The organism is Methylobacterium pseudosasicola (genome assembly GCF_900114535.1).
Taxonomy (GTDB): domain Bacteria; phylum Pseudomonadota; class Alphaproteobacteria; order Rhizobiales; family Beijerinckiaceae; genus Methylobacterium; species Methylobacterium pseudosasicola.
Genome location: NZ_FOTK01000005.1, coordinates 187,146 through 213,063 on the forward strand (window position 1 = coordinate 187,146; position 25,918 = coordinate 213,063).

Sequence of the window (25,918 nt, forward strand, 5' to 3'; positions counted from 1 at the left end):
TTGCCTACATGAAGCGGCCGGGCGCGCCGAGAGTGAAACTGCGTGAGGCTCGCGCTGGGCGGGCAGCCGAGGCGGCAGGCTCACGCCGCTGGCGGCTCGGCCAGAAACTCGCTGATCGCCGCTACGAACTTCTCGCCATAGGCCTCGCGCTTGCGCTCGCCGACCCCGTGGACCGCGCGCAGGGCCCAGAGGTCGACGGGCTTCTGACGCGCCATCTCGATCAGGGTCCGGTCGGGGAACACCATGAAGGCGGCGATGCCCTCGGCCCGGGCCAGGGTGGCGCGCAGGCCGCGCAGGTGCTGGAACAGGGCCTCTTCGGTCTCGGAGAGGGCGATCTCGCCATCCTCCCGCGGCGCGGCGCGGCGGCGGTCGCGGGTTTCGGCCTTCGGCTCCGGGTCGGGGCGCAGCTTGACCGGCTCCCGGCCGAACAGGATCGCCTCGCCCTTCTCGGTCATGGACAGGCCGCCATAGCCGTCGGCATTCTCGGCGATCGCCCCGGCGGCGAAGAGCTGGCGCAGGATCGCCCGCCAGGCGGCCACCGGCTTGTCGGCGCCGACCCCGAAGGTCTTGAGGCTGGTATGGCCGTTGCGGCGGACCTGCTCGCTCTCCTTGCCGTGGACCACGTCGCAGATATAGGCCGCGCCGAAGCGCTGGCCGGTGCGCACGATCGCCGAGAGGATCTTCTGCGCCGCCACGGTCCCGTCCACCAGGGTGACGCCGCCGCGGCACAGGTCGCAGCGGCCGCAGGGCTCGCTCGCCTCGCCGAAATAACCGAGCAGCGACTGGCGCCGACAGGTGGCGCCCTCGCACAGGGAAATCATCGCCTCGAGCTTGCGCCGCTCGACCCGGCGGCGCTCGTCCGAGATCTCCTTCTCGTCGATCTGGCGGCGGCGGAGCGCCATGTCGTCGAGGCCGTAGAGGGTCAGCGTGTCGGCCGGCAGCCCGTCGCGGCCGGCGCGGCCGATCTCCTGGTAGTAGCCCTCGACGTTGTTGGGCATGTCGGCGTGGCAGACGAAGCGCACGTCGGGCTTGTTGATGCCCATGCCGAAGGCGATCGTGGCGGTCATCACCACCCCGTCCTCCTGGAGGAACCGGTCCTGGTTGCGCATCCGCGTGCCCTGGTCGAGCCCGGCATGGTAGGGCAGGGCGTCGAACCCGTCCTTCTTGAGGGTCTCGGCCAGTTGCTCGACGCGCTTGCGCGAGGAGCAGTAGATGATCCCGCTCTCCGCCCGGCGGTGCTTCAGGAACCGCTCGATCTGGCGGGCCGGGTTGTCCTTGGGCTGGAAGGTCAGCCGGATGTTCGGCCGGTCGAACGAGTGGACGAAGATCTTCGGGCCGCGCCCCTGCGGGAACAGCCGCTCGGCGATCTCGGCCCGGGTCGCGGCATCGGCGGTGGCGGTCAGCGCCAGGGTCTGGATGTTGCCGAGCGCCTGCCGGGCCCGGGCGATCTCCCGATATTCGGGGCGGAAATCGTGCCCCCATTGCGAGACGCAATGGGCCTCGTCCACCGCCAGCCGCCGGACCCCGACCCCGCGCAGGGCCTCGATGCAGCCCTCCATCAGGAGGCGCTCGGGGGAGACGAACAGGAGCCGCAATTCCCCGGACCGCAGGCTGCGCCAGGTCTCGCGCGACTCCGTCTCCCCCACGGTGGAGTTGAGGGTGGCGGCCTCGACGCCGACGCTGCGCATCTGCTGCACCTGGTCGTGCATCAGGGCGATCAGGGGCGAAACCACCACGGTCAGCCCGGAATCGATGAGCGCCGGCAGCTGGTAGGTCATCGACTTGCCCGAGCCGGTGGGCATCACGGCGAACACGTCTTCACCGTCCAGAACCGCCCCGATCACCTCGTCCTGCCCGGGACGGAAATCCTCGTACCCGAAGGTCTTCTTCAGCGCGGCGCGGGCCTCGTCGAGGCGGGTCATCGGGATCCTTGTTCGGGGTGGCGGCGCGCGGCTTGCGGCGCCCGTGTCGAGACACTAGCCTTTCGGATCTCTACACGTGGTCGGTCATGCCGCTCAACATCCGCAGCGAAGAGGTGAACCAGCTTGCGGAGAAACTGGCCTCGCGGGCCGGGGTGAGCAAGACCGAGGCGGTGCGGATCGCGCTCACGAACGAGTTGGAGCGGCAGGAGCCGCGAGTGCCCCTCGCCGAGCGGCTGAAGCCGCTGCTCGATGAGATCGCGGCAATGCCGCGCACCGGCCTGGAGGCCGACAAGGCGTTCTACGACAGCCTGAACGACGAGTGATGTTCGTCGACGCGTCCGCGATGGTCGCGATTCTGGCAGACGAGCCGGGGGCCGGGGATTTGATTCGCTGCCTCGACGCGGCGGAGATGCCGATCACATCGGTGTTGGCTGTGTTCGAGACCGCCACGGCCCTCACGCGAAAGCTCGCCCAGGACTTGGCCGCCTCGGAATCGCAGATCCTGCGCTTCCTCCTCACGAGCGGTATCCGCATCGTCCCGATCGGCGCGCCGGAAAGCCACGAGGCTCTGACCGCCTACGCCCGCTTCGGCAAAGGCCGCCACCCGGCCCGACTGAATCTCGGCGACTGCTTCACCTATGCCTGCGCGCAGGTTCACGGCGTGCCGCTGCTGTTCGTGGGCGACGATTTTCCGCAGACGGATATCCGCTCCGCCCTGGCCTGACGCCATTGGACAGTGATGGGGCATCATCTGTTTCGCGAAAGCCAAAAACCCCCTTCCGGGATGACGCCTCAGCCCCCGTGGAACTCGGCCACGTGCTGCGCCACGATCGCGTCGAAGGAGGCGTCCGCCCGGAAGCCGAGTGCGAGGGCTGCCTCCGGCTCGAACGCCTCGGGCCAGGAGGAAACGATCCGGGCGATGGTCGCGTCCGGCTCGCGCCGGATCAGCGCCACGGCCGTGTCGCCGGCCACGCGGCGCAGGGCTTCGATCTCCTCGGCCACGGTGGCCGAGACGCCCGGCATAGTCAGGCTGATTCGGGGACCGATCGCCGCGAGGTCGAGCCCGGCCGCGTGGATCAAAAAACTCACCGCGGCGGCGGGGCTCGCGAACCAGTGGCGCACTGTGTCGGGCACCGGCAGGATCGCTGGCTGGCCGGCCAGCGGCTCGCGGATGATCCCGGAGAAGAAGCCCGAGGCCGCCTTGTTGGGCTTGCCCGGACGCACGCAGATCGTCGGCAGGCGCAGGCCGATCCCGTCGAGGAAGCCGCGCCGCGCATAGTCGGCGAGCATCAGCTCGCCCATGGCCTTCTGGACGCCGTACGAGGAGGCCGGGCGCAGGATGAAGTCGTCCGGGATCACCTTCGGGAAGGGCGGCCCGAACACGGCCAGCGATGAGGTGAAGACCAGTTTCGGCCGGTAGCCGTCCGCGGCGTTGGCCCGGCGGATCGCGTCGAGCAGCAGCCGCGTGCCGTCGAGGTTCACCCGGTAGCCCAGCTCCAGATTGGCCTCGGCCTCGCCCGAGACCACAGCGGCGAGGTGGAAGATCACCCCCGGGCGCTCGGAGATGGCGGAATCGGCGGCCCCGGGGGCGGTGAGGTCCGCGGCCTCGGCCTTCACCGGGCCGGAGAAGCCGACAGGGGCCGTGGGCGGCACGACATCGAGCAGAGTGAGGGCGGTGAGCGGCGCGCCGCCGACCGTGCCGTCCGCGACCAGGGCCTCGACGAGGCGGCGGCCGATCATGCCGGCGGCGCCGAGAATCAGAGCGTGCATGGAAGACCTCTCATCTGCTGGCGGCGGTCAGGCCATCATGTCCAAGGCGCGCCCGAAAAAGTCCGGGCCGCCGAAATTGCCGGATTTCAAGGCGAGCAGCATCGGCTCGGGCCGCCCGGCACTGCGCAGGATCGGCACGCCGGCGGCGATCTCGGGGCCGAGCAGGAACGCCCGCAGCCCCAGCCGGTCGACCACGGCCCCAGAAGTCTCGCCTCCGGCAACCACGAGCCGGCGCACGCCGCGGGCGACCAGCCCTTCGGCGATGGCCGCCAAAGCGGTCTCGATGGCGTGGCCGACCGCGTCGACCCCGTGCTGGGCCTGGAGGGCCCGGACCGCCTCGGGATTCGCCGAAGAGGCGATCAGCACCGGGCCGGCGGTCAGGCGCTCGTCGGCGAAGGCCAGAGCCTCCCCCACCGCGTCGGCACCGGCGAGCAGGGCCGCGGTGTCGAGGCGCAGCACCGGCATCTGCGCCTCCGCGGCGGCGATCTGCTGGAGGGTCGCCTGCGAGCAGCTGCCGGCGAGGCAGGCGGCGGCGCCGCCCACCGGCTCGCCCATGGCCGCGCCGGCCGCATCGCGGGTGCCGCGCCCGTCGGCGACGAGGGCGCGGGCGAGGCCGAGTCCCAGCCCCGAGGCGCCCACCGAGAACTTTTTGGTAACGATCGCCCGGCCGAGGGTTTCGAGGTCGGCGTCGAAGATCGCGTCGGCGATCGCCGCCTGCTTGCCCTCTTCCGCCAGGGCGTCGAGCCGGGCGGCCACCGCCTCGGCGCCCCGCGCCACCGTGGCGGTGTCGATGAGCCCGACAGCACCCGTGCTCTGGCGCGCCAGCACGCGCACCAAGTTGGCGTCGCGCATCGGGTTGAGCGGATGGTCTTTCAGCGGGCTCTCGTTCAACGGCACCGCGCCGACGAACAGGTTGCCCTGGTAGACGCTGCGGCCCGTCTCCGGGAAGGCGGGGGTGACGAGGGCAATGGGCTCGCCGGCCGCCTCGCGCAGGGCGTCCATCACCGGGCCGATATTGCCGGCGTCCGTGGAATCGAAGGTCGAGCAGACCTTGAACATCACGTGGGCCGCGCCCCGGGCCCGCAGCCAGCGTTCCGCCTCGCGGGACCGCGCCACGGCCTCGTCGGCCGGGATCGAGCGGCTCTTGAGCGCCACCACCACCGCGTCGGCCTCCGGCAGGGCGCGGTCATCCTCCGGCACGCCGATGGTCTGGATCGTGCGCAGGCCCGCCTTGGTCAGGGTGTTGGCGAGGTCCGAGGCGCCCGTGTAATCGTCGGCGACGCATCCCAGCGCGAGGCTCATCGGGCTCTCCCTTGATAGGCGGCGAGCCAGCCGAGGCCGGCCACGGTGTCGGCGGCCGGGATGTACTCGCAGCCGACGAAGCCGGCGTAGCCGAGCCGGTCCAGCTCGTCGAACAGGAACGCGTCGTTCATCTCGCCGGTGCCGGGCTCGTGCCGCTCGGGCACGCTCGCGGTCTGGACATGGCCGACGATCGGCATCAGCGCACGCAGCCGCATGGTCACGTCACCGTGCAGGATCTGGCAATGGTAGAGGTCGAACTGCAGCTTCAGGTTCGGCAGCGCCAACTCGCGGATCAGGTCCGCCGCCCGGCCGAAATCGTTCAGGAAATAGCCCGGCATGTTACGGCCGTTGATCGGCTCGAGCACGAGGTCGAGGCCGGCCGCGCCCAGGCGCTCCGCCGTCCAGGCCACCGCCCGGCGATAGGCCTCGGCGGCTTTGGCGTCATCGTGCGGGGCGAGCCCCGCCATGAGGTGCAGCCGGGCGACGCCGGTCGCCTCGGCGTAGCGGAGCGCCGTGTCGACCCCCGCCTTCAGCTCATCCAACCGTTCAGGAAACGCCGCCAAGCCGCGCTCGCCTTTGGCGAAATCCCCCGGCGGCAGGTTGAACAGGGCCTGGGTCAGGCCGTTCGCGCGAAGCCGCTCGGCGATGGCCTCGGGCGGATGCTCGTAAGGGAACAGGAACTCGACGGCGTCGAACCCGGCCCGCGCCGCCGCGTCGAAGCGGTCGAGGAACGGCACCTCGTTGAACATCAGGCTGAGATTGGCGGCAAAGCGCGGCATTTTTTTCGGACTCCCTAGGCCTGACCGGGCAGCTTCGCGCCCGAGACCTGCGCGTAGAGCCGCGCCACGGACGCGTCGTCGTCCCGGCCCATGCCGGCGCCGGACGCCATCAGGAACATCTGGAGCGCCGCAGCGGCCACCGGCACCGGATATTTCTCCGCCCGGGCCATGTCCTGCACGATGCCGAGATCCTTGACGAAAATGTCGACCGCGCTCTTCGGCGCATAGTCGGCGTCGAGGATGTGGGGCACCCGGTTCTCGAACATCCAGGAATTGCCGGCCGACTTGGTGATCACCTCGTAGACGCGGGCCAGGTCGAGGCCCTGCTTGGCGGCAAAGCTCATCGCCTCGCAGGCGGCGGCGATGTGGACCCCGGCGAGCAGCTGGTTGATCATCTTGAAGGCCGCGCCCTGGCCGGCTTCGTCGCCGAGCTCGTAGAGCGTGCCGGCCATGGCATCGAGGGCGGGCCGGGCCTTGGCGAAGGCGGCGGGCGAGCCCGAGGCCAGGAAGGTCAGGCCGCCATCCGCCGCCCGGGCGGCGCCGCCGCTCATCGGGGCGTCGAGATAGTGCCGGCCGGTGGCCTCGAGCCGCGCCGCCAGAGCCCGGGCGACGGCCGGATCCATGGTCGCCGACGAGACGAACACGGCACCCTCCGGCATCGTTACGGCGGCGCCGTGTTCGCCGAACAGCACCGCCTCGGTCTGGGCGGCGTTGACCACCACGCTCACCACCACGTCGGCGCCGCTGGCGGCCTCCGCGGGATGGGCCGCCGCGGTCCCGCCCGCCGCCTGGAAGCGGGCGACGGCCTCCGGGTTCACGTCGCAGGCGGCGACGGAGAAGCCGGCCCGCAGGAGCGAGCCCGCCATGCCGGAGCCCATGGAGCCGAGGCCGATCACCGCGGCGCGGCCTGTCTGCGGGGTGGTGGCCATCGGGTTGGGTCCTGCTCTTGATGACGGAACACGTGGGGCGACGTCGCTCAGCGAAGCGCGCTCTCCTCCCCCTTGTGGGGAGGGGAAAAAACCTCAGCGGTTGACCATCTTGGCCGGGGTGACGAACACGCAGGCCGAGCCGACCACCAGCATCACCGCCAGCGCGTACATGCCGGCCGCGGTGCTGCCGGTCGCGTCGCGCAGCGCGCCGATCACGTAGGGGCTGACGAAGCCCGCGAGGTTCCCCACCGAGTTGATCAGCGCGATGCCGGCCGCAGCACCCGCGCCGCTCAGGAAGGCGGTGGGCAGAGACCAGAACAGGGGCGAGCAGGTCAGCACGCCGGCCGCCGCCACCGAGAGCGCCGCCACGGCGATCGTGGTCGAGCCAGCCGTCGCCGAGACCACGAAGCCGACGGCGCCGACGAGCGCCGGGATGATCAGGTGCCAGCGGCGCTCGCGCATCCGGTCGGCGCTCAGGCCCAGCAGGACCATCACGATAGCCGCGCACAGGAACGGGATCGCGCTGATCAGGCCGATATTGAGGTTGCCCTGCACGCCGGACGCCTTGACGATCGTCGGCAGCCAGAAGGTCAGGCCGTACTGGCCGGTGACGAAGGCGAAGTAGATCAGGCTCATGAACCACACGCGGCCGTTGCGGAACACGGTGGCGATGGAGTGGGGGCTCGATTCCTTGCCGTGGTTGTCGGCGGCGATGTCGCGCTCGAGGACCTGCTTCTCGGCGTCGGTCAACCACTTGGCCTCGGAGGGACGGTTGTCGAGGTAGAGGAACACCGCGACGCCGATCAGCACCGCCGGCACGGCCTCGATCAGGAACATCCACTGCCAGCCGGAGAGGCCCTGGGCACCGTTGAACGCGTCCATGATCCAGCCGGAGAGCGGGTTGCCGAAGATGCCGGAGATCGGGATCGCGGCCATGAACACCGCGATCACCTTGGCCCGGCGATGGGCCGGGAACCACTGCGTCGTGTACAGGATCACGCCCGGGTAGAAGCCGGCCTCGGCGAGACCCAGCAGGAAGCGCATCCCGTAGAAGGTCCATTCCGAGTTCACGAACAGGAAGGCGCCGGAGATCACCCCCCAGGTGATCATGATCCGGGCGATCCAGACCCGGGCGCCGACCCGGTGCAGGATCACGTTCGACGGCACCTCGAAGAGGAAGTAGCCCAGAAAGAAAATGCCGGCGCCGAGGCCGTAGACCGTCTCGGAGAATTTCAGCTCCTGGGACATCTGGAGCTTGGCGAAGCCGACATTCACCCGGTCAAGATACGCCACCACGTAGCAGAGCATCAGGAACGGCACGAGGCGCCAGAACACCTTCGCGTAGGTCCGGTCGGTGAAGGATTTCTCCTCCGCGAGGGCAGCGCCCCGCAGCGGGGCGGCTTGAACCGACATCGGCGTTCTCCCTGGTCCACATCGCGCCGGAGCGCGGGCGGATACTGATCTTCACCGCTCGTTCCGGCGGTGCTGGCGGGGGCTGTAGCGGCTTTTGGCAGCGCTGCCAATCCGGTTGTGCGGAATAATGCAGGACGCTATGTCGGGACATAAGGCGCCGCCGAACGCGAGACCTGCATCCGATCGAACCCCCTCATCCTGAGGTGCCGAAGCGCAGCGGAGGCCTCGAAGGAGGCCTCCAGGGACCACGCCGACATCTGGAGGGCTCCTTCGAGGCCCGCTGACGCGGGCACCTCAGGATGAGGGCGTGGTTGGGAGGAGCGGGAGAGGCGCAAAAAAGGCCGGGAGAAGCCGGGAGATGGACGGATTCCAGCCGCCGGGGCGGCTCGTGACGCTCACCGACGTCGCCCGCGAGGCGGGGGTCGGCGAGAGCACGGTCTCGCGGGTCCTGCGCAACCACGGCTCCTCTTCGAAGCGCGCCCGGGAGCGGGTGGCCGAGGCCGTGGCCCGGCTCGGCTACGTGCCGAACCGGCTGGCCGGCAGCCTCGCGGGACCGGGGGCGAGCGCGCAGCTCGCCGGGGTGATCGTGCCGTCGCTCGCCAACGTGGTCTTCCCCGACCTGCTGCGCGGGCTGACCGGTGCGCTGGACGCCGCGGGCATCCGCTGCGTGATCGGGGTGAGCGACTACGACCCGGACCGGGAGGAGGCGCTGGCCGCCGCGCTCCTGTCCTGGCGCCCGGCCGCGTTGCTGCTCACCGGGCTGGAGCACAATCCCGGAACGGTGGCGCTGGCGAAGGCCGGGGGCGTGCGCGTGGTCGAGATGATCGACACGGACGGGGCGGGGATCGACGCCGTGGTCGGCTTCTCCAACCGGGCGGTGGGGGCGGCGAGCGCCCGGCACCTCGTGGCCCGCGGATATCGGCGCATCGCCTATCTCGGCCACGATTTGCAGGTGGACCTGCGGGCGGGCAAGCGGCTGGCCGGGTTCGAGGCCGCCTTGGGCGAAGCCGGCCTGTCACTCCACGGCAGAGAAATCAGACCCGGGCCGTCTTCGCCCGGTTCCGGGCGGGCCGGGCTGGAGTCGCTGCTGGCGCGCCATCCGGACCTCGACGCGGTGTATTTTTCCAACGACGACATGGCGCTCGGCGGCTATTTCGCCTGCCTGGCGGCGGGGTTGAGCGTGCCGGGGCGGATCGCCCTGTTCGGCTTCAACGGGCTCGACTTCGCGGCAGCGATGCCCCAGCCCCTGTCGACGGTGCGCACCCCACGCCTGGAGATCGGCCGGCAGGCGGCCTCGTGCCTGATCGGCGAAAGTCCAAAAAAAATCGATCTCGGATTCGAGCTGATCGAGGGAGCGACCGCATGAGCGACGAGAGCCGGCTGCGTGAAGACATCTGCCGCTACGGCCGCTCGCTGTTCGAGCGCGGCCTGACGCCGGGCTCGTCGGGCAACATCTCGCTGCGCCTGCCCGACGGCGGCTGGCTGGTGACGCCGACCAACGCGTCGCTGGGCTTTCTCGACCCGGCCCGGATCTCGCGGCTCGACGCGGACGGCCGGCTGGTCTCGGGCGACAAGCCGACGAAAGAGATCCCGCTGCATACCGCACTCTACGAGAGCCGGGGCGAGGCCAAGGCGATCGTGCATCTGCACTCGACCCACGCGGTGGCGGTCTCGATGCTGCCGGAGATCGACCCGCGCCAGGTTCTGCCGCCGCTGACGCCCTATTACCTGATGCGCACCGGCGGTACCGCTCTCGTGCCGTATTATCGTCCCGGCGACCCCGCGGTGGCGGACGCGATCCGGGGGCTCGCCGGCCGGTACAGCTCGGTGCTGCTCGCCAATCACGGCCCGGTGGTGGCCGGGGACAGCCTGGAGGGCGCGGTCTTCGCCACCGAGGAGCTGGAGGAGACCGCCAAGCTTTATTTGCTCCTGCGCAACCTCAACCCGCGGCAGCTCAGCCCCGGGCAGGTGGCGGATCTCGTCAGCCATTTCGGGCTGACCCTGCCGGAGGCGGAGGATCATGCGGGGCATGATCACGGGTGAGGCAGCTTCCAGCTAAGGCTTTCGGCTTCACCGTCATCACGCGCTTAGCGCAGTGACCCAGGGCAGCGTGCCATCGCCGAGCGTGGCGCCACACTGGGTTGCTTCGCTCCGCTCGCAATGACGGGAGAAGCGCTTGGCGATCGCGTGAAAACCGCGCGGCCTCCAACCAATCCCCCCATCCTGAGGCGGCGGAGCAGCCTCGAAGGAGCCCTCCAGGCGGCCGCGCGATCCCTGGAGCCCCCCCTTCGAGGCTCGCTGCGCTCGCGCCTTGGGATGAGGGGGGAGGGATGGGATGGCCCGCGCTACCCCTCGATCTTCGAGAAATCCGCCACCGCGCGGGTCGCGGCGCGCAGCGCGTTGAGCAGCAGCAGGCGGTTCTCGCGGAGCTTCGGGTCGGGAGCGTTGACGGTCACGTCCTGGAAGAAGGCGTCGACCGGCGCGCGCAGGGTTGAAAGCGCCCGCATCGCCCCGGCAAAGTCCTCGCTCGCGATGGCCTGGGACGCCGTCGCGGCGGCGCCCGCCAGGGCCTCGGCGAGCGCCCGCTCGGCCGGCTCGCCCGATGCCGCCAGGGCGGAATCGGGCAAGGCATCGTAGGCGCGGCCGCCCTTCTTCTCCTCGATCCGCAGGATGTTCGAGGCGCGCTTGTAGCCCGCGAGCAAGTTCTTGCCGTCCTCGGTCTCCAGGAAGGCCTGCAGAGCCTCGACCCGGCGCACCACCATCAGCAGGTCGTCCTGGCCGGGCAGCGCGAAGACGGCGTCGATCAGGTCGTGGCGGGCGCCCTGATCGCGGAGATAGACCTTGAGACGGTCGGCGAAGAAGGCGAGGAGATTACCGTCCGAGGAATTGAAGATCCGCGGAAAGGCCGCGCTCTCCGTCTCTTCTCCGGTAACGGCAGAGACCAAACGTTTGTACGCATCGAATGCGTGCTCTGACAGCTTGAGCCGCAACCCATTCTCGATAACGATTCGGATCACGCCGAGGGCGGCCCTTCGCAGCGCGTAGGGGTCCTTACTGCCGGTGGGCTTTTCATTGATGAACCAAAACCCCACCAGCGTGTCGAGCTTGTCGGCGAGCGCCACCGCGATCGAGACCGGGTCGCTCGGCACCCGATCGGAGGGGCCGACCGGCTTGTAATGCTCCTCGATGGCGGCGCAGACGCTTTCGTGCTCGCCCTGGAGCGCCGCGTATTTGCGGCCCATCAGGCCCTGAAGCTCCGGAAACTCGCCGACCATCTCGGTGACGAGGTCGGCCTTGGCGAGGCGGGCGGCGCGCTCGGCCAGGGCCGGATCGGCCCCCACCAGCGGCGCCAGCTCCTTCGCCAGGGCGGCGATGCGGGCGATCCGCTCGCCCTGCGTACCGAGTTTTTCGTGGAAGACGATATTGTCGAGCTTGGGCAGCCGGTCTTCCAGGCGAATCGCCTTGTCGGTCTCCCAGAAGAACTTTGCGTCCGACAGGCGCGCCCGCACCACCCGCTCGTTGCCGGCGGTGATCGCCTGGCCGCCGTCGGACGCCAAAAGATTCGAGACCAGGATGAAGGCGGGGGCCAGATCTTCCGAGCCGCTTTTGCGCAGGACGAAGCATTTCTGGTTCGCCCGGATGGTCGCCCGGATCGCCTCGGCCGGGATGTCGAGGAAGGCCGCGTCGAAGGAGCCCATGAGCACCACCGGCCATTCCACCAGGCCGGCCACCTCCTCCAGCAGGCCCTCGTCCTCCACGAGGTCGAGACCGCGCGCGAAGGCGAGGTCGCGGGCGTCGTGCAGGATCACGTCCTTGCGCCGGTCGGCGTCGAGGATGACCTTCGCCCGCTCCAGGGCCTGGATGTAGTCGTCGAACCGGCGGACCTCGATCGGCCCCGGGGCCAGGAAGCGGTGGCCGTAGGTGACGGTCCCGGCCGCGATGCCGCCGACCTCGAACGGCACGACCTCGGGGGTCTCGGTCTCCGGCCCGAAGGTCGCGACGATCGATTGCAGGGGGCGCACCCAGCGCAGGGCGCCGGGCTGGGCCGAGGCCGCGCCCCAGCGCATCGCCTTCGGCCAGGGAAAGCTCTTGATGATCTCGGGCAGGAGCTCGGCGAGCACGTCCAGGGTCTCGCGGCCGGGGCGCTCGATCACCGCGAGGTAGAACTCGCCCTTCTTCGGATCGGTGATTCTCTGGGCCTCATCCAGGCTCGCCAGGCCGGCGCTCTTCAGAAACCCCTGGACGGCAGCCTCGGGGGCGCCGACACGCGGGCCGCGGCGCTCCTCGCGCACAGCCTCGCCTCGGGCGGGCAGGCCGGCGATGTGCAGCGCGAGGCGGCGCGGCGTCGAGAACGCCTTGGCGCCCTCGTACAGGAAGCCGCGCTCGACCAGCGCGTCGGTGACGAGCTTCTTGAGATCCTCCGCCGCGCGCCGCTGCATGCGGGCGGGGATCTCTTCCGAGCGGAGTTCGAGCAGGAGGTCGGGCATGGCGCGGCCATATCGCCGCGCCGCAGGCCTGTCGAGGGTCGAACGGCCGGGGCCGGCCTTATTGCGCCTCGCCCTTCAGGATGGTGCTGAGCTGCCACTTGCGATCGCCGATCGCGTGGGCGTCGGAGACCCGCCAGGCCCCGTCCTCGCGCACGAGGTCGTAGACGACGGATTTCGAGCCGTCCCCGCCCTTGCGCTCCACCGTGACCTTCGCCTGGTCCTTGCCCTCCGTGGCCTCCTTGAAGATCAGGGCCTTCACGGTGTCGGGCTTCAGGGGCTCGCCATTGAGGCGGTAGTCGAAATCGAGGCTGCCGGTGGCGCCGTTGGCTTGGCGAGCGTCGGCGTCGAACAAGCCCTGGAGGCGCTTGGTGTAGACGGTGGAGTGATTCGGGTGCGGCTCGGCGTAGAGCTTCTTGACCACCGCCTCCGGGCCGGGATCGGCCGCGAGCGCGGGGCCGAGGCCGAACGCGAGAATGCCGAGGGCGAGGAGGGTCTGTTTCATCGTAGGATTCCCGCGTCTGCGGACGCGCCGGAGCGCGCCGGTTGGCGGGGATTGCAACGCACGAGGGCTCAAGGGGCTCCGCCGGCCGCCGTCTTGAGCCACGCCGCGCCGCAGGCCTTGGCGAGTTCGCGCACCCGCAGGATGTAGCTCTGGCGCTCGGTGACCGAGATCACCCCGCGTGCGTCGAGCAGGTTGAAGACGTGGCTCGCCTTGATGCACTGGTCATAGGCCGGCTGCGCCATCCGGTGGCGCTCGGTCTCGGAGGCGGGTGCGCCGGCGTCGAGATAGGACCGGCAGGCGGCTTCCGCGTCGGTGAACTGGCGGAACAGCATCGCCGTGTCGGCGGCCTCGAAATTGTGCCGGGAATATTCCTGCTCGGCCTGCAGGAACACGTCGCCGTAGGTGATCCGGTCGGCCCCCTCGGCGCCGTTGAAGTCGAGGTCGTAGACGTTCTCGACGCCCTGGACGTACATGGCGAGCCGTTCCAGCCCGTAGGTCAGCTCGCCGGCCACGGGGGCGCATTCGAAGCCTGCCACCTGCTGGAAGTAGGTGAACTGGCTCACCTCCATCCCGTCGCACCAGCATTCCCAGCCGAGGCCCCAGGCGCCGAGCGTCGGGCTCTCCCAATCGTCCTCGACGAAGCGGATATCGTGGAGCTTCAGGTCGACCCCGATCGCGTCCAGCGAGGCGAGGTAGAGCTCCTGGAGGTTCGGCGGGTTCGGCTTCAGGATCACCTGGAACTGGTAATAATGCTGGAGCCGGTTGGGGTTCTCGCCATAGCGCCCATCCTTGGGCCGGCGCGACGGCTGGACATAGGCCGCCTTCCAGGGCTTCGGGCCCAGCGCCCGCAGCGTCGTCGCCGGGTGGAACGTGCCGGCGCCGACCTCCATGTCGTAGGGCTGGAGGATCACGCAGCCCTGCGCCGCCCAGAACTCCTGCAGCGTCAGGATCAGCCCCTGGAACGATTTCTTTTGGGACATGGGCGGCGAAGGCTCGGCGATGCGGGGCGGGTCTGGGTGTCGGCGGGCCGGTTTAGGTGCGGGCGGCGGGGGGTGCAAGACGAGGGCTCGCAAGGCACGAGCGCGGTTCCGCTTGCGCCCGGAGGTCGGAGGGTGGTCAGATTGCCCCGGCACAGTGTGGGAGAGGCGGATCGTGACGACCAGTCCGGACAGAATCGAGATCCGCCCGATCGGCGCCGGGGACCGGGCTGCGTGGCTACCGCTGTGGCGCGGCTACCAAGCCTTCTACAAGGTCGATCTCGCCGAGGCGGTCACGGATTGCACGTGGCAACGCCTCAACGATCCGGCCGAGCCGGTGGACGGCGCCCTCGCCTGGCGGGACGGAGAGGCGGTCGGGCTCGTCCACCACATCCGCCACCGCTCGGCCTGGACGATCGGCGATTACTGCTACCTCCAGGACCTGTTCGTGGCGGATGTTGCCCGCGGCGCAGGAATCGGGCGCCGGCTGATCACGCATGTCTATGAAGCCGCCAAGGCCGCCGGGTGTTCGCGCGTCCACTGGCTGACCCACGAGACCAATACCGACGCGATGCTGCTCTACGACCGGATCGCCGAGCGGTCGGGCTTCGTCCAATACCGCAAGATCCTCTGAGATCATTGTCCGGCGTGCGCCGAAGCACGCAAGCCCGACTGTTTTCGGGGCATAGCGGGAACCGTCAAGTTCGCGGCCAAGTTATCGCCGCAAACAGGGGATTTCGGCACCTTCCGGGGGGCCGAACACACGGACCACCGATCATGCAACAGGCTCGCACGCGTCACGATTTCGGCCGCAAGAACCTCGCCGTCCTGGCCGCCATCGCCATCTCGGCCATGGCCGCCACTCCGTTCGTGATGAGCGCCAGCCGCGCGCTGGCGACCCCGGAGGAGCCGACCGTTACGGCGACCCTGCGGGTCGAGCCGGTGGAGGTCTCCCCCGTGGCGGCTCCCAAGGAGGCGGCCCCTTGCCTGCGCAAGGTGCGGGTCGTCTACAGCGGCTACGGCACCCCGACCGACGCCTGCGCCACCCGCTGAGGGTAGCAGTTCCAGGCGCGGCTGGTCACGCCGCGCCGGCAAGGCGCTTCAGGTGGAGTTCCTCCAGGTCGATCTCCCCCTCCAGCGCCCGCAGCACCGAGCTGTGGATGCGGTTCTCCCGATGCAGGGCGATCAGCGCCGAGCGCCCGGAGCGCACGGCCAGCAGCGCGGCGGCGAAATGCTCCGTCCGCTCGGCATCCATGGCGTCGCGCTCGTCGCGCACCCGGGACGTGGCCCGGACTCGGCGACGATAATCCTCCACGAGGCGCGGGTGCCGCAGCGCGCCGGATTCCGGTGACACCAATTGCTCCAGGGCGGCGAGGCCGGCCTCGTTCACCACCACCCGGGCCATCACGGCGTCGAGATGGCCCTCGGGCAGGCTCTGGCCCGGGTCGAGGCGCAGCCCGCGGATCAGCGGCCCGAGCGTCGTGCCCTGGACCAGCACGGTGAACAGGATCACCGCGAAGGCCGCCACCAGGATCGCGTCGCGGCCCGGAAAATCCACCGGCAGCGCCAGCGCGGCGGCGAGCGTCACCACCCCGCGCATGCCGGCCCAGCCGATGATCAGCGGCACCCGCGGATCCGGGCTGGGCTCTTGCGTGCGGACCCGGGTCGACAGGATCCGCCGCAGGTAGACGGCCGGGAAGACCCAGAGCAGCCGGGCGACCACGCAAGCCGCCGTGACGGTGACCGCCAGGGGCAGGCCAGTGGCGAGGAGACCGAGATCGCCGCCGGTCCGGGCGAGCACGCCGCGCAGGGCCAGGCCGATCAGCACGAAGACCAGGGCCTCCAGCACGAAGACCACGAATTCCCACACCGCCACGGCGTGCCGCCGGACATGGGCGTCGAAGGTCTCGTGCTCGCGCCCGCCCATCATCAGCCCGCAGGCCACCACGGCAAGCACCCCGGAGGCGTGAATCTCCTCGGCGGCGAGATAGGCGGCGTAGGAGGCCAGAAAGCTCAACACCGTCACGGCGTTGGCATCGTGCAGGCGTGCCACCAGCGCGTTCACCGCCAAGCCGCAGGCGAGCCCGACCGCGACGCCCGCCACCGCCAGCCAGGCGAAGCTGCCCGCCGCCGCCCAGGCGCTGAAACTGCCGGTCAGGGCCGCCGCCACGGCGAACCGGTAGAGCACGAGGCCCGACGCGTCGTTGACGAGGCTCTCGCCCTCCAGGACCGTCACCATCCGGCGGGGCAGGGCGACCCGGGCCAGCACCGCCTTGGCGGCGACGGCGTCCGGCGGCGACACGATGGCGCCCAGCGCGAAGCAGGCGGCCCAGGGCAGGGCCGGCACCACCGCGTGGGCGACGAGCCCGACCACCAGGGTGGTGAACAGCACCGCCCCGAGCGACAGCGACAGGATCGGAGCGAGGCTCGCCCGGAAATCGCGCCAAACGGTGAAATAGGCGGATTCGAGCAGCAGCGGCGGCAGGAACAGGACCATGATCAGGTCCGGATCGAGATCAAAGGACGGCAGGCCCGGCGCCACCGCGAGCGCCATGCCGCCGAGCACCAGGGCGGCGGCCGGGGGAAACCCGAGCCGCCCGGCCACCAGAGACAGCAACAGGGCCGCCCCGAGGAGCGCGAGGATCAATTCGAACAGGGCGACGGGCGTCATCGATCGATCAGGTTCGGCGCGGGGGCTCCGGCAAGCGCGGCCTTTCTAATCGGGTTTCGCGAAACCGCGGAATAGGCTTGCCAATACCGGCCGGCTGCGGCCGAAAACCCGTCGCTACTCCGCCCGCCCCAGGATCGACAGATGATCGTGGGGAAGACCGATCAGTCCGGCAAACGATCGTCCGGCGCCGGCGGGAGGCCGTCCTGACGGTTCATGAAGCGGTCGAACGCGGCCAGATCCGCGCGTCCGCCGCGTTCGGCGAGGAACGTTACAGCCTTGATCGCCGAGAGCTTCTCGGCCACCGCCGTCGCGACGAACTGGTCCAGCGTCGTGCCGCCTTCGCGGGCGATCCGCTCGGCCGCGTCGGTCAGTGCATGCGGCAATTGCACCGTGACGTCGCGATCCATGACCCGTCAGCTCCTTCTGAGGATGTCGCCCGGACCGACGACCTCGATCCCGAAGACGCCGGGGACGGCTCCGAAATCCGCCGTGTTGAACGTGACGATCGCGTCGGCACGCCCGTTCACCGCCAGCTCCAGAACCATCTCGTCCGCCGGATCCCGCAGGCGCGGACGCCAGAGATAATGGATCGCGACGGGCTCGGCGAACAGGGCCAGCACGTCGAGGACGTTGACGACATCCGCCGCCGAGATCCCCGCCGCCTGCAGATGCTCCGGCCGCAGGGCGACGGCCTCGTATTCCAGGAACAGCGGGACGCTGAGCAGCATCCGGATCTCGCCGGCCCGGATCCGGCGCAGCAGCGCGGCCGAACCGCCGGACGGGCTGCGCAGGGCCGCCACGAGGATGTTTGTGTCGAGGACCAAGCGCATGCACGGGGCCGAATCGGTGCGGGCGGCCCCTCAGCCTAGCGCATCGTCTTTTTCCGAAAGCCGCCCCCCACCGTTCGGGACGATGCCCGAGCTCAGAGCGCCCCTTCCCGCACCGCGCCGGGATCGGCCAGCGCGTGCAGGATGCGGGCGGCGCTGTGGGCGAAGCGGAGGGTGACGGCCTTGCGGCGGGGGCCGCTGAGCGGATGCTCGGGGGCCTCCCGGAGAATGCCGGCGCCGTAGCCGTCGGCGACGATCAGGCCGCATTCCTCCGGGATCAGGGATTCGGGCACGTCCTCGGGGATGGCAAAGAAGAACCGATCGCAGAAGTCCCTGTAATCAGGCCACTTTCTGTCCGCGCGGAAGTCGGCGACGCTCGACTTGATCTCCACGATGGTGAGGCGGCCGGCGCCGCACAGGGCGATCACGTCGGCGCGGCGGCCGTTGACCAGGGAGAATTCCGGCAGGGTGACGCAGCCCATCTCGGAGAAGAGGCGGCGCACGCCGCGCTGGATCCGCAGGGCGGTGGGCGATTGCCGCCTGTCGGGGGGCAGGATCATGGCGTCCGCCGGGAGGGCGGGGAGGCCGAGGGAAGCGGACATGCGGGGCCGGGATGCGCCTGTGTCGAATCGGGACATCCTGCCGAATCGCGCCGCGCCCGTCACCTGCGGCGCGGCATCGCCCCCGGATCGGGCCGGAAACAACCCATTCAGATCAACGGCTTAGTCCCAAAAAAACCTGGATCGCGGCGAAGCCGTCGGTGAGGGCCGCCGGCCCCGGCTGGAGGATCAGCGGCGCCTTGATCTCGTGGATCCGGCCGTCGCGCACCGCCGGGATCGCGTCCCAGCCGGGGCGGGAGCGGATGCGGTCGAGGTTGACCTTCTTGCCGCACCAGGAGGCCAGGATCACGTCGGGGGCGGCGGCGATCACCTGCTCAGGCCGGACGATCCGGTCCTTCGCGGCGGGCTGCCGACTGAGCTCGGGGAAGACATCCCGGCCCCCGGCATAGCCGATCAATTCGGAGACCCAGCCGATTCCGGAGATCATCGGCGCGTCCCACTCTTCGAAGTACACGCGAAGGCGGGGCGAATTCTTCGCACGCGCTTCAGCCCGTTGCAGGGACTCGGCGAAGGATTGGGCGAGCGCCGCGGCCCGCTCCGGAACCCCGACCAGGGCCCCCACGGTGCGGATCATCGCCAGGCAGCCCGCCACATCCCTCTGGTTGAACAGGTGGACGGCGATACCCGCGCGGGCCAGATCGGCGACGATCCCGGCCTGGAGGTCGGAAAACGCCAGGACGAGGTCCGGCGCCAGCGCCAGGATTTTGGGGAGGTCGGCGCTGGTGAAGGCCGAGACCCGGGGCTTCTCCCGGCGGACCCGGGGCGGGCGCACCGCGTAGCCCGAGACGCCGACGATCCGGTCCTCCTCACCCAGGAGGTACAGGGTCTCGACGGTCTCCTCGGTGAGGCAGACGATGCGCTCCGGGGGGAAGCGGCGCATCAGCGGGCGCGCCCGACACCCATCATCGGTCGAGCCAGGTGAGCAGCCCGGCCCCGGGGGCGAGCAGCACGAAGGCCCAGACCAGGGCCGAGGCGACGTTGGCCAGCTGGAACGGCAGCCGCGCCAGGCCGAGCGTGCCGGCGAGCAGCGGCACCAGGGCCCGGGCCGGCCCGAAGAAGCGCCCCAAAGCCACCGCGGCGATGCCCCAGCGGCCGATGAAGGTCTCCGCCTTGGCGACGAGGTCGGGATAGCGCCGCAGGGGCCACTTGGTGCGGGCGCCCGGCCCGACCCAGCGCCCGACCTCGTAGGAGAGCCAATCCCCCAGGGCGGCGCCGAGCGCCGCCGCGCCGATCACCGGCCATAGCGGGATGTCGGCCCCCCCGACCAGGGCGCCGATGCCGATCAGGATCACGGTGGCCGGCACGAACAGCGACAGGATCGCGATCGACTCGCAGAAGGCGAGCCCCCCGGCGATCAACGGGGTCCAGACCTTGTGCGCCTCGACGAAGGCGAGGGTCGAGCTGCGCAGGGCTTCGATGTCCATCGGGCTCGGGGGGCGGCGGGGGGATCGGACCCATCTGAGGTGGGGAAGGGCCGGGGACAAGGGTTTTGGGTGATTGAACTTGGCTTAGGAGTAGGGGCGGGAGCACCAGCCTATGAACCTAACATATTGATTAATCGCCCTTTGCGATTGTTCTTGCTACCGACGGCAAATCCAGAGCCGGCGCTGCAGGGGTCGGCAATCCGCCAGTTCGTTCATCATTTGTTCGCGTGCTATAGATAGTTCCATAAGGAGCCTGCAGCAGTTTTGTCACAGCGGTTAAGCTTCCTGCTCAATCCGGCCACGTCATGGATGGACAACTTAAACGCGATTTGCACTCTTCGCTGTCTGTGAAGGAGGGGTACAAATGGCTCAAGCCGAGGACGTGCCGATGAGCCGGCAGGAGTTCTCGGTTGCTTACGACGGCCCCTCTCGTGCGGACGACCACTCTATTGATGTCCGGAACTTGGCGCCAGCGCTGCTGGCATTTGGCCGACTGCTGCGCGAAGCTAATACAGAGTTTAATGGCAAAAAATCCACAACTAAAGTTTTAGTTGTCTCAGATTTCGAGCACAAATGCTTTAACATAAATTTTGAACTGATCGTTGGATTTTACGATCAAATCAAGCAATTGCTCGGGCTGGATCAAGTAAAAACCGCGAAAGAAATACTTGAATGGATCGGCCTTCTGAAAGGTCCGCTGCATGGAGTTGGGCTTGCCACAGGCTACATAAGTTTTTTGAAATATCTAGAGTGGAAAAAAGGCCAAGATATTGTAGAAGAAAGAGTCGAAGCTGACCCGCGCGGAATTATAAAAGTTACAATAAAAGGCAACGGCAATAGCGTTTGCCTGACACCAGAAATATATAGCCTATCAAAAAATCCAAAGGCGCTTCGTGCAACTCAGGATGCTTTCTTGCCACTGGGGCATGATGGATTTGAGACAATGCGTGTTTCTGGGGATGAAGAGGATACGCCGGAAGATTTCACACCCGAAGAGGTTGCCAATATCGCCGCATCTTGTGTGAAGGGAATAGAAGAAAGCAAAGAGGTCAACGAGCCAGACGTTGAAGAAACACCCGCATGATTAAGCGTTTATTCGCCAGTATACGATGCAAGCGCAACAAACTGGCGGTTTCGCCTTGGGCTGGAAACCATACACGCAGACATTACCGAGACAACAATTGCACAAGATGCACTGGAAAGGGGCGGCGCATTATCAGACGATACGTACCAAGTTGTGCTGGAAATAACCACACATTATGACTCCGACAATACCCCTAAACAACCAACTTACAAAATTAAAAAGGTCATGCGCTTCGTTCCCGCGCGCCCTACTAAGCAAACGGATTTATTTAATCCCGATGGCGCCTGACAATATCGACAAATTAATTTTTCAATTTACTGCTAGATATGCAGGCTATGTCTTAAACCGAGCTCTAGGACAATGTCGCCCGCAGCGGCAGTTCTCCCCCGCGATCCGAGAATCACCCGCGTTGAACGCCCTGGCGATCCAGTCCCACGGCGCCGACGGCCCTCTCGGCAACGCCGCTTCGGTGGTCCCGATGCAGCGGCGCGGGGTCGAGGTCTGGCCGGTCCACACCGTCCGGGTCTCAAACTATCGCGGCTGACGCCCGGTCTTCGACGCGGACACACTCCGCGCCGTGGTCCGGGGCATCGGCGGGCGCGGACGGGTCGGCACCGGGAGCGCCGCGCTGGCGGCCTCTCCGGCCTCGGCCGCGATCGGGCGGGGTGGTGCCGGCCCGTCCCCGCTGCGCAGACCAACTCCGGAACGGAACCGTCGCGCTTCGCATTGCTGGCTCCACATTCGGGAGCCTGCCGTGAGACCCACCCTTCTCGTCCTCCTCGGGCTGTCGCTCCTGGCCGTCCCGCAGCCCGTCCGGGCGCAGGCCGTCGCCGGTGAGGCGTATACGACCCTGGAGGCGGACGCGCCCCGCCCGGGGCCGCCGCCGCCGCTGCCGGACCTGTCCGATCCGAACGGGCGCGCGGGCGAGGCCCTCAACGAGCCCGGCGAGCGCTCCGTCATCCCCAAGGTGCTGCGGTCGTCCGGCTCCAAGGCGGGCGGTCCGGCCAACGACCTCAACCCGAGCGGGCAAGCGGAGGCGCCGGCGCCGCCCAAGGGCGAGCTCGGCCAGGTCGCGGCCGGGGAGGCGCTGTTCCACGGCAATTACTGCGGCAAGGGCCAGCGCGGCGCAGGCCTGCCCCCGGTCGACGCCCTCGACGCCGCCTGCATGCGCCACGACGCCTGCTACGACACCGCCGGCTACAGCTCCTGCGCCTGCGACGCGGCGCTGAAACGGGAGGCCGCCGCCGTCTCGGACGCCCCGGACGCCGCGCTGGAGACCCGGCGCCGGGCGCTGAGCGTCACGCAGGCGACCGTGGCCATGCGCTGCCGGGCGCCCTGATCCGTCCGCCCCGCAGGCCGAGGCGGCGTTCCGGGCCGCCTGTCGGCCTTGGGGCTGAAAACCAGCCCTTTCAGGGTGTTTGGATCGGGGCGCGATCCGGACGTTTCATCCGGCGGATTCACACGGATCCGTTTGACGCCAACGCTTTGACACCTGTGCGCTTTCCCCTCCCCCTTGCGGGGAGGGGTCAGGGGTGGGGGCGGTGCAGGATCGAGCGTCCCAGTGCCCTCTGAACCACCCCCACCTCCAACTCCTCCCCGCAAGGGGGAGGAGCGTGCGTCCCGTCTCGCCGCAATCGCTGCGCCAAACACTTGGAAGGGCTGGGCTGAAACCCGATGCCGGCCGGCCGCCGGCTCAGGGCCCCGCCGTCCCCGGTCTGCCCCCACCCGCCCGCGCTTGCGCCCACGCCCCGGATCGCCGACAGCTTCGGCTCTCCTCACGGAACCGGGAATCGCCCGCGTTGAACGTCCTGTCGATCCAGTCCCACGTCGCCTACGGCCATGTCGGCAACGCGGCGGCGGTGTTCCCGATGCAGCGGCTCGGGGTCGAGGTCTGGCCGGTCCACACGGTGCAGTTCTCCAACCACACCGGCTACGGGGCGTGGCGCGGCCCGGTCTTCGAGGCGGGGATGATCCGCGACGTGGTCCGGGGCATCGGCGAGCGCGGGGTGCTGGGCACCTGCAACGCGGTGCTCTCGGGCTATATGGGCTCGGCCGAGATCGGAGCCGCGATCCTGGAGGCGGTGGCCGCCGTGCGGGCGGCCAACCCCCGGGCGCTCTATGGCTGCGATCCGGTGATCGGCGACGTCGCCGAGGGCGTCTACGTGCGGCCGGGGATCGAGGCGTTCCTGCGCGAGCGCGCCGTGCCGGTGGCCGACATCCTCACCCCCAACCAGTTCGAGCTCGGCCTGCTCACCGGCCTGCCGAGTCGCACCCTGGCCGAGGCCGGGGCGGCGATCGCGGCGCTCCAGGCCCGGGGCCCCCGGGTGGTGCTGGTCACCTCGGCGCTCTGCGCGGACACGCCGGCCGACAGCCTCGACCTGCTGGCCGGGGCGGAGGGCCGGCTGTTCCGGGTCCGCACCCCGCGGCTCGCCATCGCGGTGAACGGAGCGGGCGACTGCATCGCGGCCCTGTTCCTGGTCCACTACGCCCGCACCGGCTCGGCCGCCGCGGCCTTGGGCGCCGCCGCCGCCTCGGTCTACGGCCTCCTGAAGCGCACCGCCGAAGCCGGCTCCCGGGAGATCCTCACCGTGGCCGCGCAGGAGGAGTATGTGAGCCCGAGCGAGGTTTTTGCCGTCGAGGCGGTGTGAGGGGCGTCGCCCCCCCTTAATCGACGCCAGCCCCCTCCCGTACGATCGTCGGCTCGTGCGTCACCGCGAAATTCACCGAGCGGGCGATGAAGCAGTGCGCATGCGCCCGGTGGTGGAGCGCCAGGGCCTCGGCGGCATCGGACTCCGCACTGATCGTCACGCGGGGGCGCAGGGTGACGGCGGTGAACTGGCCGGCGCCGTCGGCTTCCTCGGTCATGCGGCCCTCGGCCGTATCCGTGTAGGCCGTCACCACGATCCCGGCCTGGGCGCAGAGGCCGAGATACCAGAGCTTGTGGCAGGCCGCGATCGAGGCGACCAGCAGATCCTCCGGGTTCCAGCGGGCCGGGTCGCCCCGGAAGGCCGGGTCCGACGAGCCCGGGATGACGGGCTTGCCCGGGGCTTCCGCCGTGAAGGCGCGGTCGTAGCCGCGATAGGTCCGGGTGCCGGTGCCGCGGTTGCCGGTCCAGGTCACCGTGACCGCGTAGCTGTGCTCTGTGTCCGGCATGGCTTCCTCCTGGCTGTGCGGCCTGGGAAGCGAGGCCGCACTCGGCTAGGCTCCCGGACCGCGCCGCCTGACCTCGAGTCGATCGGGCGGCGGCGCAGCGTAGCAAAGCGGGCGCCTCGGCCACCAGACGGCCGGGCGCGCGCGACTTGAGGACCGACCCAATGGCGCGCCGCTTCGTCACCCTCGACGTGTTCGCCGAGCAAAAACTCGCCGGCAATGCGCTGGCCGTGGTGCTCGATGCCGAGGGGCTCGACACGGCCGCGATGCAGGCGATCGCCGGGGAGTTCAACCTGTCCGAGACGGTGTTCGTGCTGCCGCCGAGCGAGGCCCGCCACCGGGCGCGGCTGCGGATCTTCACGCCCCTGCACGAGCTGCCGTTCGCGGGCCATCCCACCGTCGGCGCGGCCGTGCTGCTGGCTTTGGAGGGGCCGTCCCGGGGCGATGCCCGGGCCTTCGGCCTGGAGGAGCGGATCGGGATCGTGCCCTGCGTGGTCGAGACGTTGTCCGACGGCAGCGGCGGCCGGGCGCGGTTCAAGCTGCCGGCCCTGCCGGAATTTTTGGGGGAGGGGCCGGATCCGGCGGTGCTGGCGCCGCTCCTCGGGCTGAAGCCCGGCGATATCGGCACCGGCCGGCACGTCCCGAGCCGCCACGGGGTCGGGCCGAGCTTCACCTGCGTGCCCATCGCCACGGTGGCGGCGCTGGACGCCGCCAGGCCCGCCCAAGGGCCCGAGGCCGCGGACGGGCTCTACCTCTACGCCCCCGACCCCGAGGCCACCGGCCAGGGCTGGCGGGTGCGGATGTTCGCGCCCCATCTCGGCGTCGCCGAGGACCCGGCCACCGGCTCGGCGGCGGCCGCCTTCGCAGGGGTGCTGATGCAGTTCGAGACGCTGGGGGAGGGCACCCACGACGTGGCGATCCGCCAGGGCGAGGCCATGGGCCGGCCGAGCGACATCGCGCTCCAGCTCACCATCGAATCCGGCGCCCTGCGCTCGGTAGAGATCGGCGGCTCGGCCGTCATCGTGTCGGACGGACGTTTACGTGTCTGACGGCTTTCGGATCACCCGGCTGTCCGGCGTCACGGCCCGGCTCGTCGCCTACGACTGGCCGTTTCCCCGGGACAACGCGGCGGCCATCGCCGACCATTGGCAGGCGCGGCTCGCCCGCAGCCCCGGGATGTTCGACGGCACCGTGCTGCTCGGCTGCGCCTGCACGGTCGAGGCCGGCATCGCCCGGGTCGACCTATTCGCGGCGCCGTATTCCAGCTTCATCGCCTACCGGGACCGGGGGCGGGCGGAGGGCGGCGTGGTCAACGCCTTCGCGGCGATCGTGCCCTGGAGCGCCGACGGCGCCGTACTGCTCGGCGCGATGGGCGCCCACACGGCCAATGCCGGCCAGCTCTACTTCCCCTGCGGCACCCCGGACCTCGACGACGTGCGCGGCGATCGGGTCGACCTCGCCGGCAGCGCCGCCCGGGAGCTCGCCGAGGAGACCGGCCTGGCCCTGCCGGAGGGGGCCGCGACGGAGTGGGTGATGCTGGCCGGGGAGGGGCAGCTCGCCTTCCTGCGGCCGGTGCGGTTTCCGGAGCCGGCGGAGGTTCTGTGCGCGCGCATCGCGGCGCATCACCGCCAGGAGGCCGAGCCGGAACTCGCCGGGATCCACCTGGCACGGGCCGCGGACGACCCCGAGGCGGCCCGGATGCCGGGCTTCGTGCAGGCCTATCTGGCGGATGTTTTCGGGGGTTAGGGCGCCAAGGCCGGCGGCGGCGAGGCTCAGGGTCGGCCCCAGAACGAAGGTCTCTCCCACCCACCCCCCTCATCCTGAGGTGCCGAAGCGCAGCGGAGGCCTCGAAGGAGCCCTCCAGCCAGCCGCGCGATCCCTGGAGGGATCCTTCGAGGCTCGCTGCGCTCGCACCTCAGGATGAGGGGGTGGATGGGACGTGCGCCCCGCCGCAACGACACCGATCTACTCGCGGGGGTGGATCGCGCAAAACATCATCACCCAATGTACCCGCAATACAGATCACTGTTTCCTTGTACACGGCAGATGCGTCCATAGACT

At 69.7% G+C, this 25,918-nt stretch carries 28 protein-coding genes; 12 read left to right on the forward strand and 16 right to left on the reverse strand.

Annotated elements, in window-relative coordinates; translation table 11 throughout:
* Positions 1-80: 80 nt before the first annotated feature.
* Positions 81-1,922 carry a DNA helicase RecQ gene (gene recQ, locus BM228_RS07380; protein ID WP_092038583.1) on the reverse strand — a complete coding sequence of 614 codons (1,842 nt, stop codon included), beginning with the start codon at positions 1,920-1,922 and terminating at the stop codon, positions 81-83.
* 86 nt (positions 1,923-2,008) lie between these two features.
* Here recQ and BM228_RS07385 point away from each other — a divergent pair, with 86 nt between their 5' ends.
* Together BM228_RS07385 and BM228_RS07390 are read left to right on the forward strand one after the other, a co-directional pair.
* Entirely contained in the window at positions 2,009-2,245 is a 237-nt protein-coding gene (locus BM228_RS07385; RefSeq protein WP_092038585.1) for a type II toxin-antitoxin system VapB family antitoxin, read from the forward strand.
* Positions 2,245-2,646 (forward strand): type II toxin-antitoxin system VapC family toxin, encoded by a 402-nt coding sequence (locus BM228_RS07390; RefSeq protein WP_092038587.1) that lies wholly within the window; start codon positions 2,245-2,247, stop codon positions 2,644-2,646. The genes BM228_RS07385 and BM228_RS07390 overlap by 1 nt, the downstream gene beginning before the upstream one ends.
* A gap of 68 nt (positions 2,647-2,714) precedes the next feature.
* Here BM228_RS07390 and denD read toward each other — a convergent pair whose 3' ends face one another.
* The 5 genes from denD to BM228_RS07415 form a co-directional block, all read right to left on the reverse strand.
* Positions 2,715-3,692, reverse strand: a complete 978-nt coding sequence (gene denD, locus BM228_RS07395) for a D-erythronate dehydrogenase (protein WP_092038589.1) — start codon at positions 3,690-3,692, stop codon at positions 2,715-2,717.
* 27 nt (positions 3,693-3,719) lie between these two features.
* Entirely contained in the window at positions 3,720-4,994 is a 1,275-nt protein-coding gene (gene otnK / locus BM228_RS07400; RefSeq protein ID WP_092038590.1) for a 3-oxo-tetronate kinase, read from the reverse strand.
* Positions 4,991-5,773 carry a 2-oxo-tetronate isomerase gene (gene otnI, locus BM228_RS07405; protein WP_092038592.1) on the reverse strand — a complete coding sequence of 261 codons (783 nt, stop codon included), beginning with the start codon at positions 5,771-5,773 and terminating at the stop codon, positions 4,991-4,993. Before otnI ends, otnK begins: the two co-directional genes overlap by 4 nt.
* 14 nt (positions 5,774-5,787) lie before the next feature.
* Complete coding sequence (gene ltnD / locus BM228_RS07410) at positions 5,788-6,702, reverse strand: L-threonate dehydrogenase (RefSeq protein WP_092038593.1); 915 nt, start codon at positions 6,700-6,702, stop codon at positions 5,788-5,790.
* Between the two features lie 93 nt (positions 6,703-6,795).
* Positions 6,796-8,115 (reverse strand): MFS transporter, encoded by a 1,320-nt coding sequence (locus BM228_RS07415; RefSeq protein WP_092038595.1) that lies wholly within the window; start codon positions 8,113-8,115, stop codon positions 6,796-6,798.
* Positions 8,116-8,473: 358 nt separating this feature from the next.
* On the opposite strand from BM228_RS07415, the gene BM228_RS07420 reads away from it, so the two are divergent.
* The gene (locus tag BM228_RS07420) at positions 8,474-9,481 is read left to right on the forward strand and encodes a LacI family DNA-binding transcriptional regulator (protein WP_092038597.1); all 1,008 of its coding nucleotides are present in this window, start codon (positions 8,474-8,476) and stop codon (positions 9,479-9,481) included.
* Positions 9,478-10,158: a 3-oxo-tetronate 4-phosphate decarboxylase gene (gene otnC / locus BM228_RS07425; protein ID WP_092038599.1), complete on the forward strand. Its 681-nt coding sequence runs from the start codon at positions 9,478-9,480 to the stop codon at positions 10,156-10,158. Before BM228_RS07420 ends, otnC begins: the two co-directional genes overlap by 4 nt.
* 302 nt (positions 10,159-10,460) lie before the next feature.
* On the opposite strand, the gene glyS is transcribed toward otnC, so the two are convergent.
* The 3 genes from glyS to BM228_RS07440 all read right to left on the reverse strand — a co-directional run bounded on the left by glyS (position 10,461) and on the right by BM228_RS07440 (position 14,084).
* Positions 10,461-12,602 carry a glycine--tRNA ligase subunit beta gene (gene glyS, locus BM228_RS07430; protein WP_092038600.1) on the reverse strand — a complete coding sequence of 714 codons (2,142 nt, stop codon included), beginning with the start codon at positions 12,600-12,602 and terminating at the stop codon, positions 10,461-10,463.
* Positions 12,603-12,660: 58 nt separating this feature from the next.
* Positions 12,661-13,104, reverse strand: coding sequence for a nuclear transport factor 2 family protein (locus tag BM228_RS07435; protein ID WP_092038602.1), 444 nt, complete (start codon positions 13,102-13,104; stop codon positions 12,661-12,663).
* Positions 13,105-13,172: 68 nt separating this feature from the next.
* Positions 13,173-14,084, reverse strand: coding sequence for a glycine--tRNA ligase subunit alpha (locus BM228_RS07440; RefSeq protein ID WP_092038604.1), 912 nt, complete (start codon positions 14,082-14,084; stop codon positions 13,173-13,175).
* 172 nt (positions 14,085-14,256) lie between these two features.
* Here BM228_RS07440 and BM228_RS07445 point away from each other — a divergent pair, with 172 nt between their 5' ends.
* Together BM228_RS07445 and BM228_RS07450 are read left to right on the forward strand one after the other, a co-directional pair.
* A complete protein-coding gene (locus tag BM228_RS07445; protein WP_092038606.1) occupies positions 14,257-14,715 on the forward strand; it encodes a GNAT family N-acetyltransferase in 459 nt (152 codons plus the stop codon).
* 143 nt (positions 14,716-14,858) lie between these two features.
* Complete coding sequence (locus tag BM228_RS07450; RefSeq protein ID WP_092038608.1) at positions 14,859-15,134, forward strand: hypothetical protein; 276 nt, start codon at positions 14,859-14,861, stop codon at positions 15,132-15,134.
* A 25-nt stretch (positions 15,135-15,159) separates the two neighbouring features.
* On the opposite strand, the gene BM228_RS07455 is transcribed toward BM228_RS07450, so the two are convergent.
* The 6 genes from BM228_RS07455 to BM228_RS07480 all read right to left on the reverse strand — a co-directional run bounded on the left by BM228_RS07455 (position 15,160) and on the right by BM228_RS07480 (position 19,623).
* Positions 15,160-16,752, reverse strand: coding sequence for a Na+/H+ antiporter (locus tag BM228_RS07455; protein WP_092038610.1), 1,593 nt, complete (start codon positions 16,750-16,752; stop codon positions 15,160-15,162).
* 161 nt (positions 16,753-16,913) lie between these two features.
* Positions 16,914-17,159: a hypothetical protein gene (locus BM228_RS07460; RefSeq protein WP_092038611.1), complete on the reverse strand. Its 246-nt coding sequence runs from the start codon at positions 17,157-17,159 to the stop codon at positions 16,914-16,916.
* A 6-nt stretch (positions 17,160-17,165) separates the two neighbouring features.
* Complete coding sequence (locus BM228_RS07465) at positions 17,166-17,582, reverse strand: putative toxin-antitoxin system toxin component, PIN family (protein ID WP_092038613.1); 417 nt, start codon at positions 17,580-17,582, stop codon at positions 17,166-17,168.
* Between the two features lie 92 nt (positions 17,583-17,674).
* On the reverse strand, positions 17,675-18,181 hold the full coding sequence (locus BM228_RS07470; protein ID WP_092038615.1) for an MmcB family DNA repair protein: 507 nt from the start codon (positions 18,179-18,181) through the stop codon (positions 17,675-17,677).
* A 112-nt stretch (positions 18,182-18,293) separates the two neighbouring features.
* The gene (locus tag BM228_RS07475; RefSeq protein WP_092038617.1) at positions 18,294-19,079 is read right to left on the reverse strand and encodes a cobalamin-binding protein; all 786 of its coding nucleotides are present in this window, start codon (positions 19,077-19,079) and stop codon (positions 18,294-18,296) included.
* Positions 19,080-19,101: 22 nt separating this feature from the next.
* The gene (locus BM228_RS07480) at positions 19,102-19,623 is read right to left on the reverse strand and encodes a DedA family protein (protein ID WP_092038619.1); all 522 of its coding nucleotides are present in this window, start codon (positions 19,621-19,623) and stop codon (positions 19,102-19,104) included.
* A 364-nt stretch (positions 19,624-19,987) separates the two neighbouring features.
* Here BM228_RS07480 and BM228_RS33660 point away from each other — a divergent pair, with 364 nt between their 5' ends.
* The 4 genes from BM228_RS33660 (at position 19,988) to pdxY (ending at position 23,355) form a co-directional block, all read left to right on the forward strand.
* Entirely contained in the window at positions 19,988-20,707 is a 720-nt protein-coding gene (locus tag BM228_RS33660; RefSeq protein ID WP_139234059.1) for an LAPAL motif-containing putative phage structural protein, read from the forward strand.
* 409 nt (positions 20,708-21,116) lie between these two features.
* Entirely contained in the window at positions 21,117-21,251 is a 135-nt protein-coding gene (locus BM228_RS35810) for a hypothetical protein (protein ID WP_280142319.1), read from the forward strand.
* Positions 21,252-21,461: 210 nt separating this feature from the next.
* Positions 21,462-22,046 carry a phospholipase A2 family protein gene (locus tag BM228_RS07485; protein ID WP_092038621.1) on the forward strand — a complete coding sequence of 195 codons (585 nt, stop codon included), beginning with the start codon at positions 21,462-21,464 and terminating at the stop codon, positions 22,044-22,046.
* A gap of 460 nt (positions 22,047-22,506) precedes the next feature.
* Positions 22,507-23,355, forward strand: coding sequence for a pyridoxal kinase PdxY (pdxY, locus tag BM228_RS07490; RefSeq protein ID WP_092038623.1), 849 nt, complete (start codon positions 22,507-22,509; stop codon positions 23,353-23,355).
* A gap of 16 nt (positions 23,356-23,371) precedes the next feature.
* Here the strand turns inward: pdxY and BM228_RS07495 are convergent, their stop codons facing one another.
* Positions 23,372-23,860 (reverse strand): OsmC family protein, encoded by a 489-nt coding sequence (locus BM228_RS07495; RefSeq protein WP_092038625.1) that lies wholly within the window; start codon positions 23,858-23,860, stop codon positions 23,372-23,374.
* A 161-nt stretch (positions 23,861-24,021) separates the two neighbouring features.
* On the opposite strand from BM228_RS07495, the gene BM228_RS07500 reads away from it, so the two are divergent.
* Positions 24,022-24,906: a PhzF family phenazine biosynthesis protein gene (locus BM228_RS07500; protein ID WP_092038627.1), complete on the forward strand. Its 885-nt coding sequence runs from the start codon at positions 24,022-24,024 to the stop codon at positions 24,904-24,906.
* A complete protein-coding gene (locus tag BM228_RS07505) occupies positions 24,899-25,603 on the forward strand; it encodes an NUDIX hydrolase (protein ID WP_092038629.1) in 705 nt (234 codons plus the stop codon). Before BM228_RS07500 ends, BM228_RS07505 begins: the two co-directional genes overlap by 8 nt.
* The last annotated feature ends 315 nt before the right edge of the window (positions 25,604-25,918 follow it).

Bases quoted from the DNA above. Each gene is read 5' to 3' on its own strand.
- recQ (WP_092038583.1), bottom strand. From the start codon at position 1,922: ATGACCCGCCTCGACGAGGCCCGCGCCGCGCTGAAGAAGACCTTCGGG.
- BM228_RS07385 (WP_092038585.1), top strand. From the start codon at position 2,009: ATGCCGCTCAACATCCGCAGCGAAGAGGTGAACCAGCTTGCGGAGAAA.
- BM228_RS07390 (WP_092038587.1), top strand. From the start codon at position 2,245: ATGTTCGTCGACGCGTCCGCGATGGTCGCGATTCTGGCAGACGAGCCG.
- denD (WP_092038589.1), bottom strand. From the start codon at position 3,692: ATGCACGCTCTGATTCTCGGCGCCGCCGGCATGATCGGCCGCCGCCTC.
- otnK (WP_092038590.1), bottom strand. From the start codon at position 4,994: ATGAGCCTCGCGCTGGGATGCGTCGCCGACGATTACACGGGCGCCTCG.
- otnI (WP_092038592.1), bottom strand. From the start codon at position 5,773: ATGCCGCGCTTTGCCGCCAATCTCAGCCTGATGTTCAACGAGGTGCCG.
- ltnD (WP_092038593.1), bottom strand. From the start codon at position 6,702: ATGGCCACCACCCCGCAGACAGGCCGCGCCGCGGTGATCGGCCTCGGC.
- BM228_RS07415 (WP_092038595.1), bottom strand. From the start codon at position 8,115: ATGTCGGTTCAAGCCGCCCCGCTGCGGGGCGCTGCCCTCGCGGAGGAG.
- BM228_RS07420 (WP_092038597.1), top strand. From the start codon at position 8,474: ATGGACGGATTCCAGCCGCCGGGGCGGCTCGTGACGCTCACCGACGTC.
- otnC (WP_092038599.1), top strand. From the start codon at position 9,478: ATGAGCGACGAGAGCCGGCTGCGTGAAGACATCTGCCGCTACGGCCGC.
- glyS (WP_092038600.1), bottom strand. From the start codon at position 12,602: ATGCCCGACCTCCTGCTCGAACTCCGCTCGGAAGAGATCCCCGCCCGC.
- BM228_RS07435 (WP_092038602.1), bottom strand. From the start codon at position 13,104: ATGAAACAGACCCTCCTCGCCCTCGGCATTCTCGCGTTCGGCCTCGGC.
- BM228_RS07440 (WP_092038604.1), bottom strand. From the start codon at position 14,084: ATGTCCCAAAAGAAATCGTTCCAGGGGCTGATCCTGACGCTGCAGGAG.
- BM228_RS07450 (WP_092038608.1), top strand. From the start codon at position 14,859: ATGCAACAGGCTCGCACGCGTCACGATTTCGGCCGCAAGAACCTCGCC.
- BM228_RS07455 (WP_092038610.1), bottom strand. From the start codon at position 16,752: ATGACGCCCGTCGCCCTGTTCGAATTGATCCTCGCGCTCCTCGGGGCG.
- BM228_RS07460 (WP_092038611.1), bottom strand. From the start codon at position 17,159: ATGGATCGCGACGTCACGGTGCAATTGCCGCATGCACTGACCGACGCG.
- BM228_RS07465 (WP_092038613.1), bottom strand. From the start codon at position 17,582: ATGCGCTTGGTCCTCGACACAAACATCCTCGTGGCGGCCCTGCGCAGC.
- BM228_RS07470 (WP_092038615.1), bottom strand. From the start codon at position 18,181: ATGTCCGCTTCCCTCGGCCTCCCCGCCCTCCCGGCGGACGCCATGATC.
- BM228_RS07475 (WP_092038617.1), bottom strand. From the start codon at position 19,079: ATGCGCCGCTTCCCCCCGGAGCGCATCGTCTGCCTCACCGAGGAGACC.
- BM228_RS07480 (WP_092038619.1), bottom strand. From the start codon at position 19,623: ATGGACATCGAAGCCCTGCGCAGCTCGACCCTCGCCTTCGTCGAGGCG.
- BM228_RS33660 (WP_139234059.1), top strand. From the start codon at position 19,988: ATGGCTCAAGCCGAGGACGTGCCGATGAGCCGGCAGGAGTTCTCGGTT.
- BM228_RS07495 (WP_092038625.1), bottom strand. From the start codon at position 23,860: ATGCCGGACACAGAGCACAGCTACGCGGTCACGGTGACCTGGACCGGC.
- BM228_RS07500 (WP_092038627.1), top strand. From the start codon at position 24,022: ATGGCGCGCCGCTTCGTCACCCTCGACGTGTTCGCCGAGCAAAAACTC.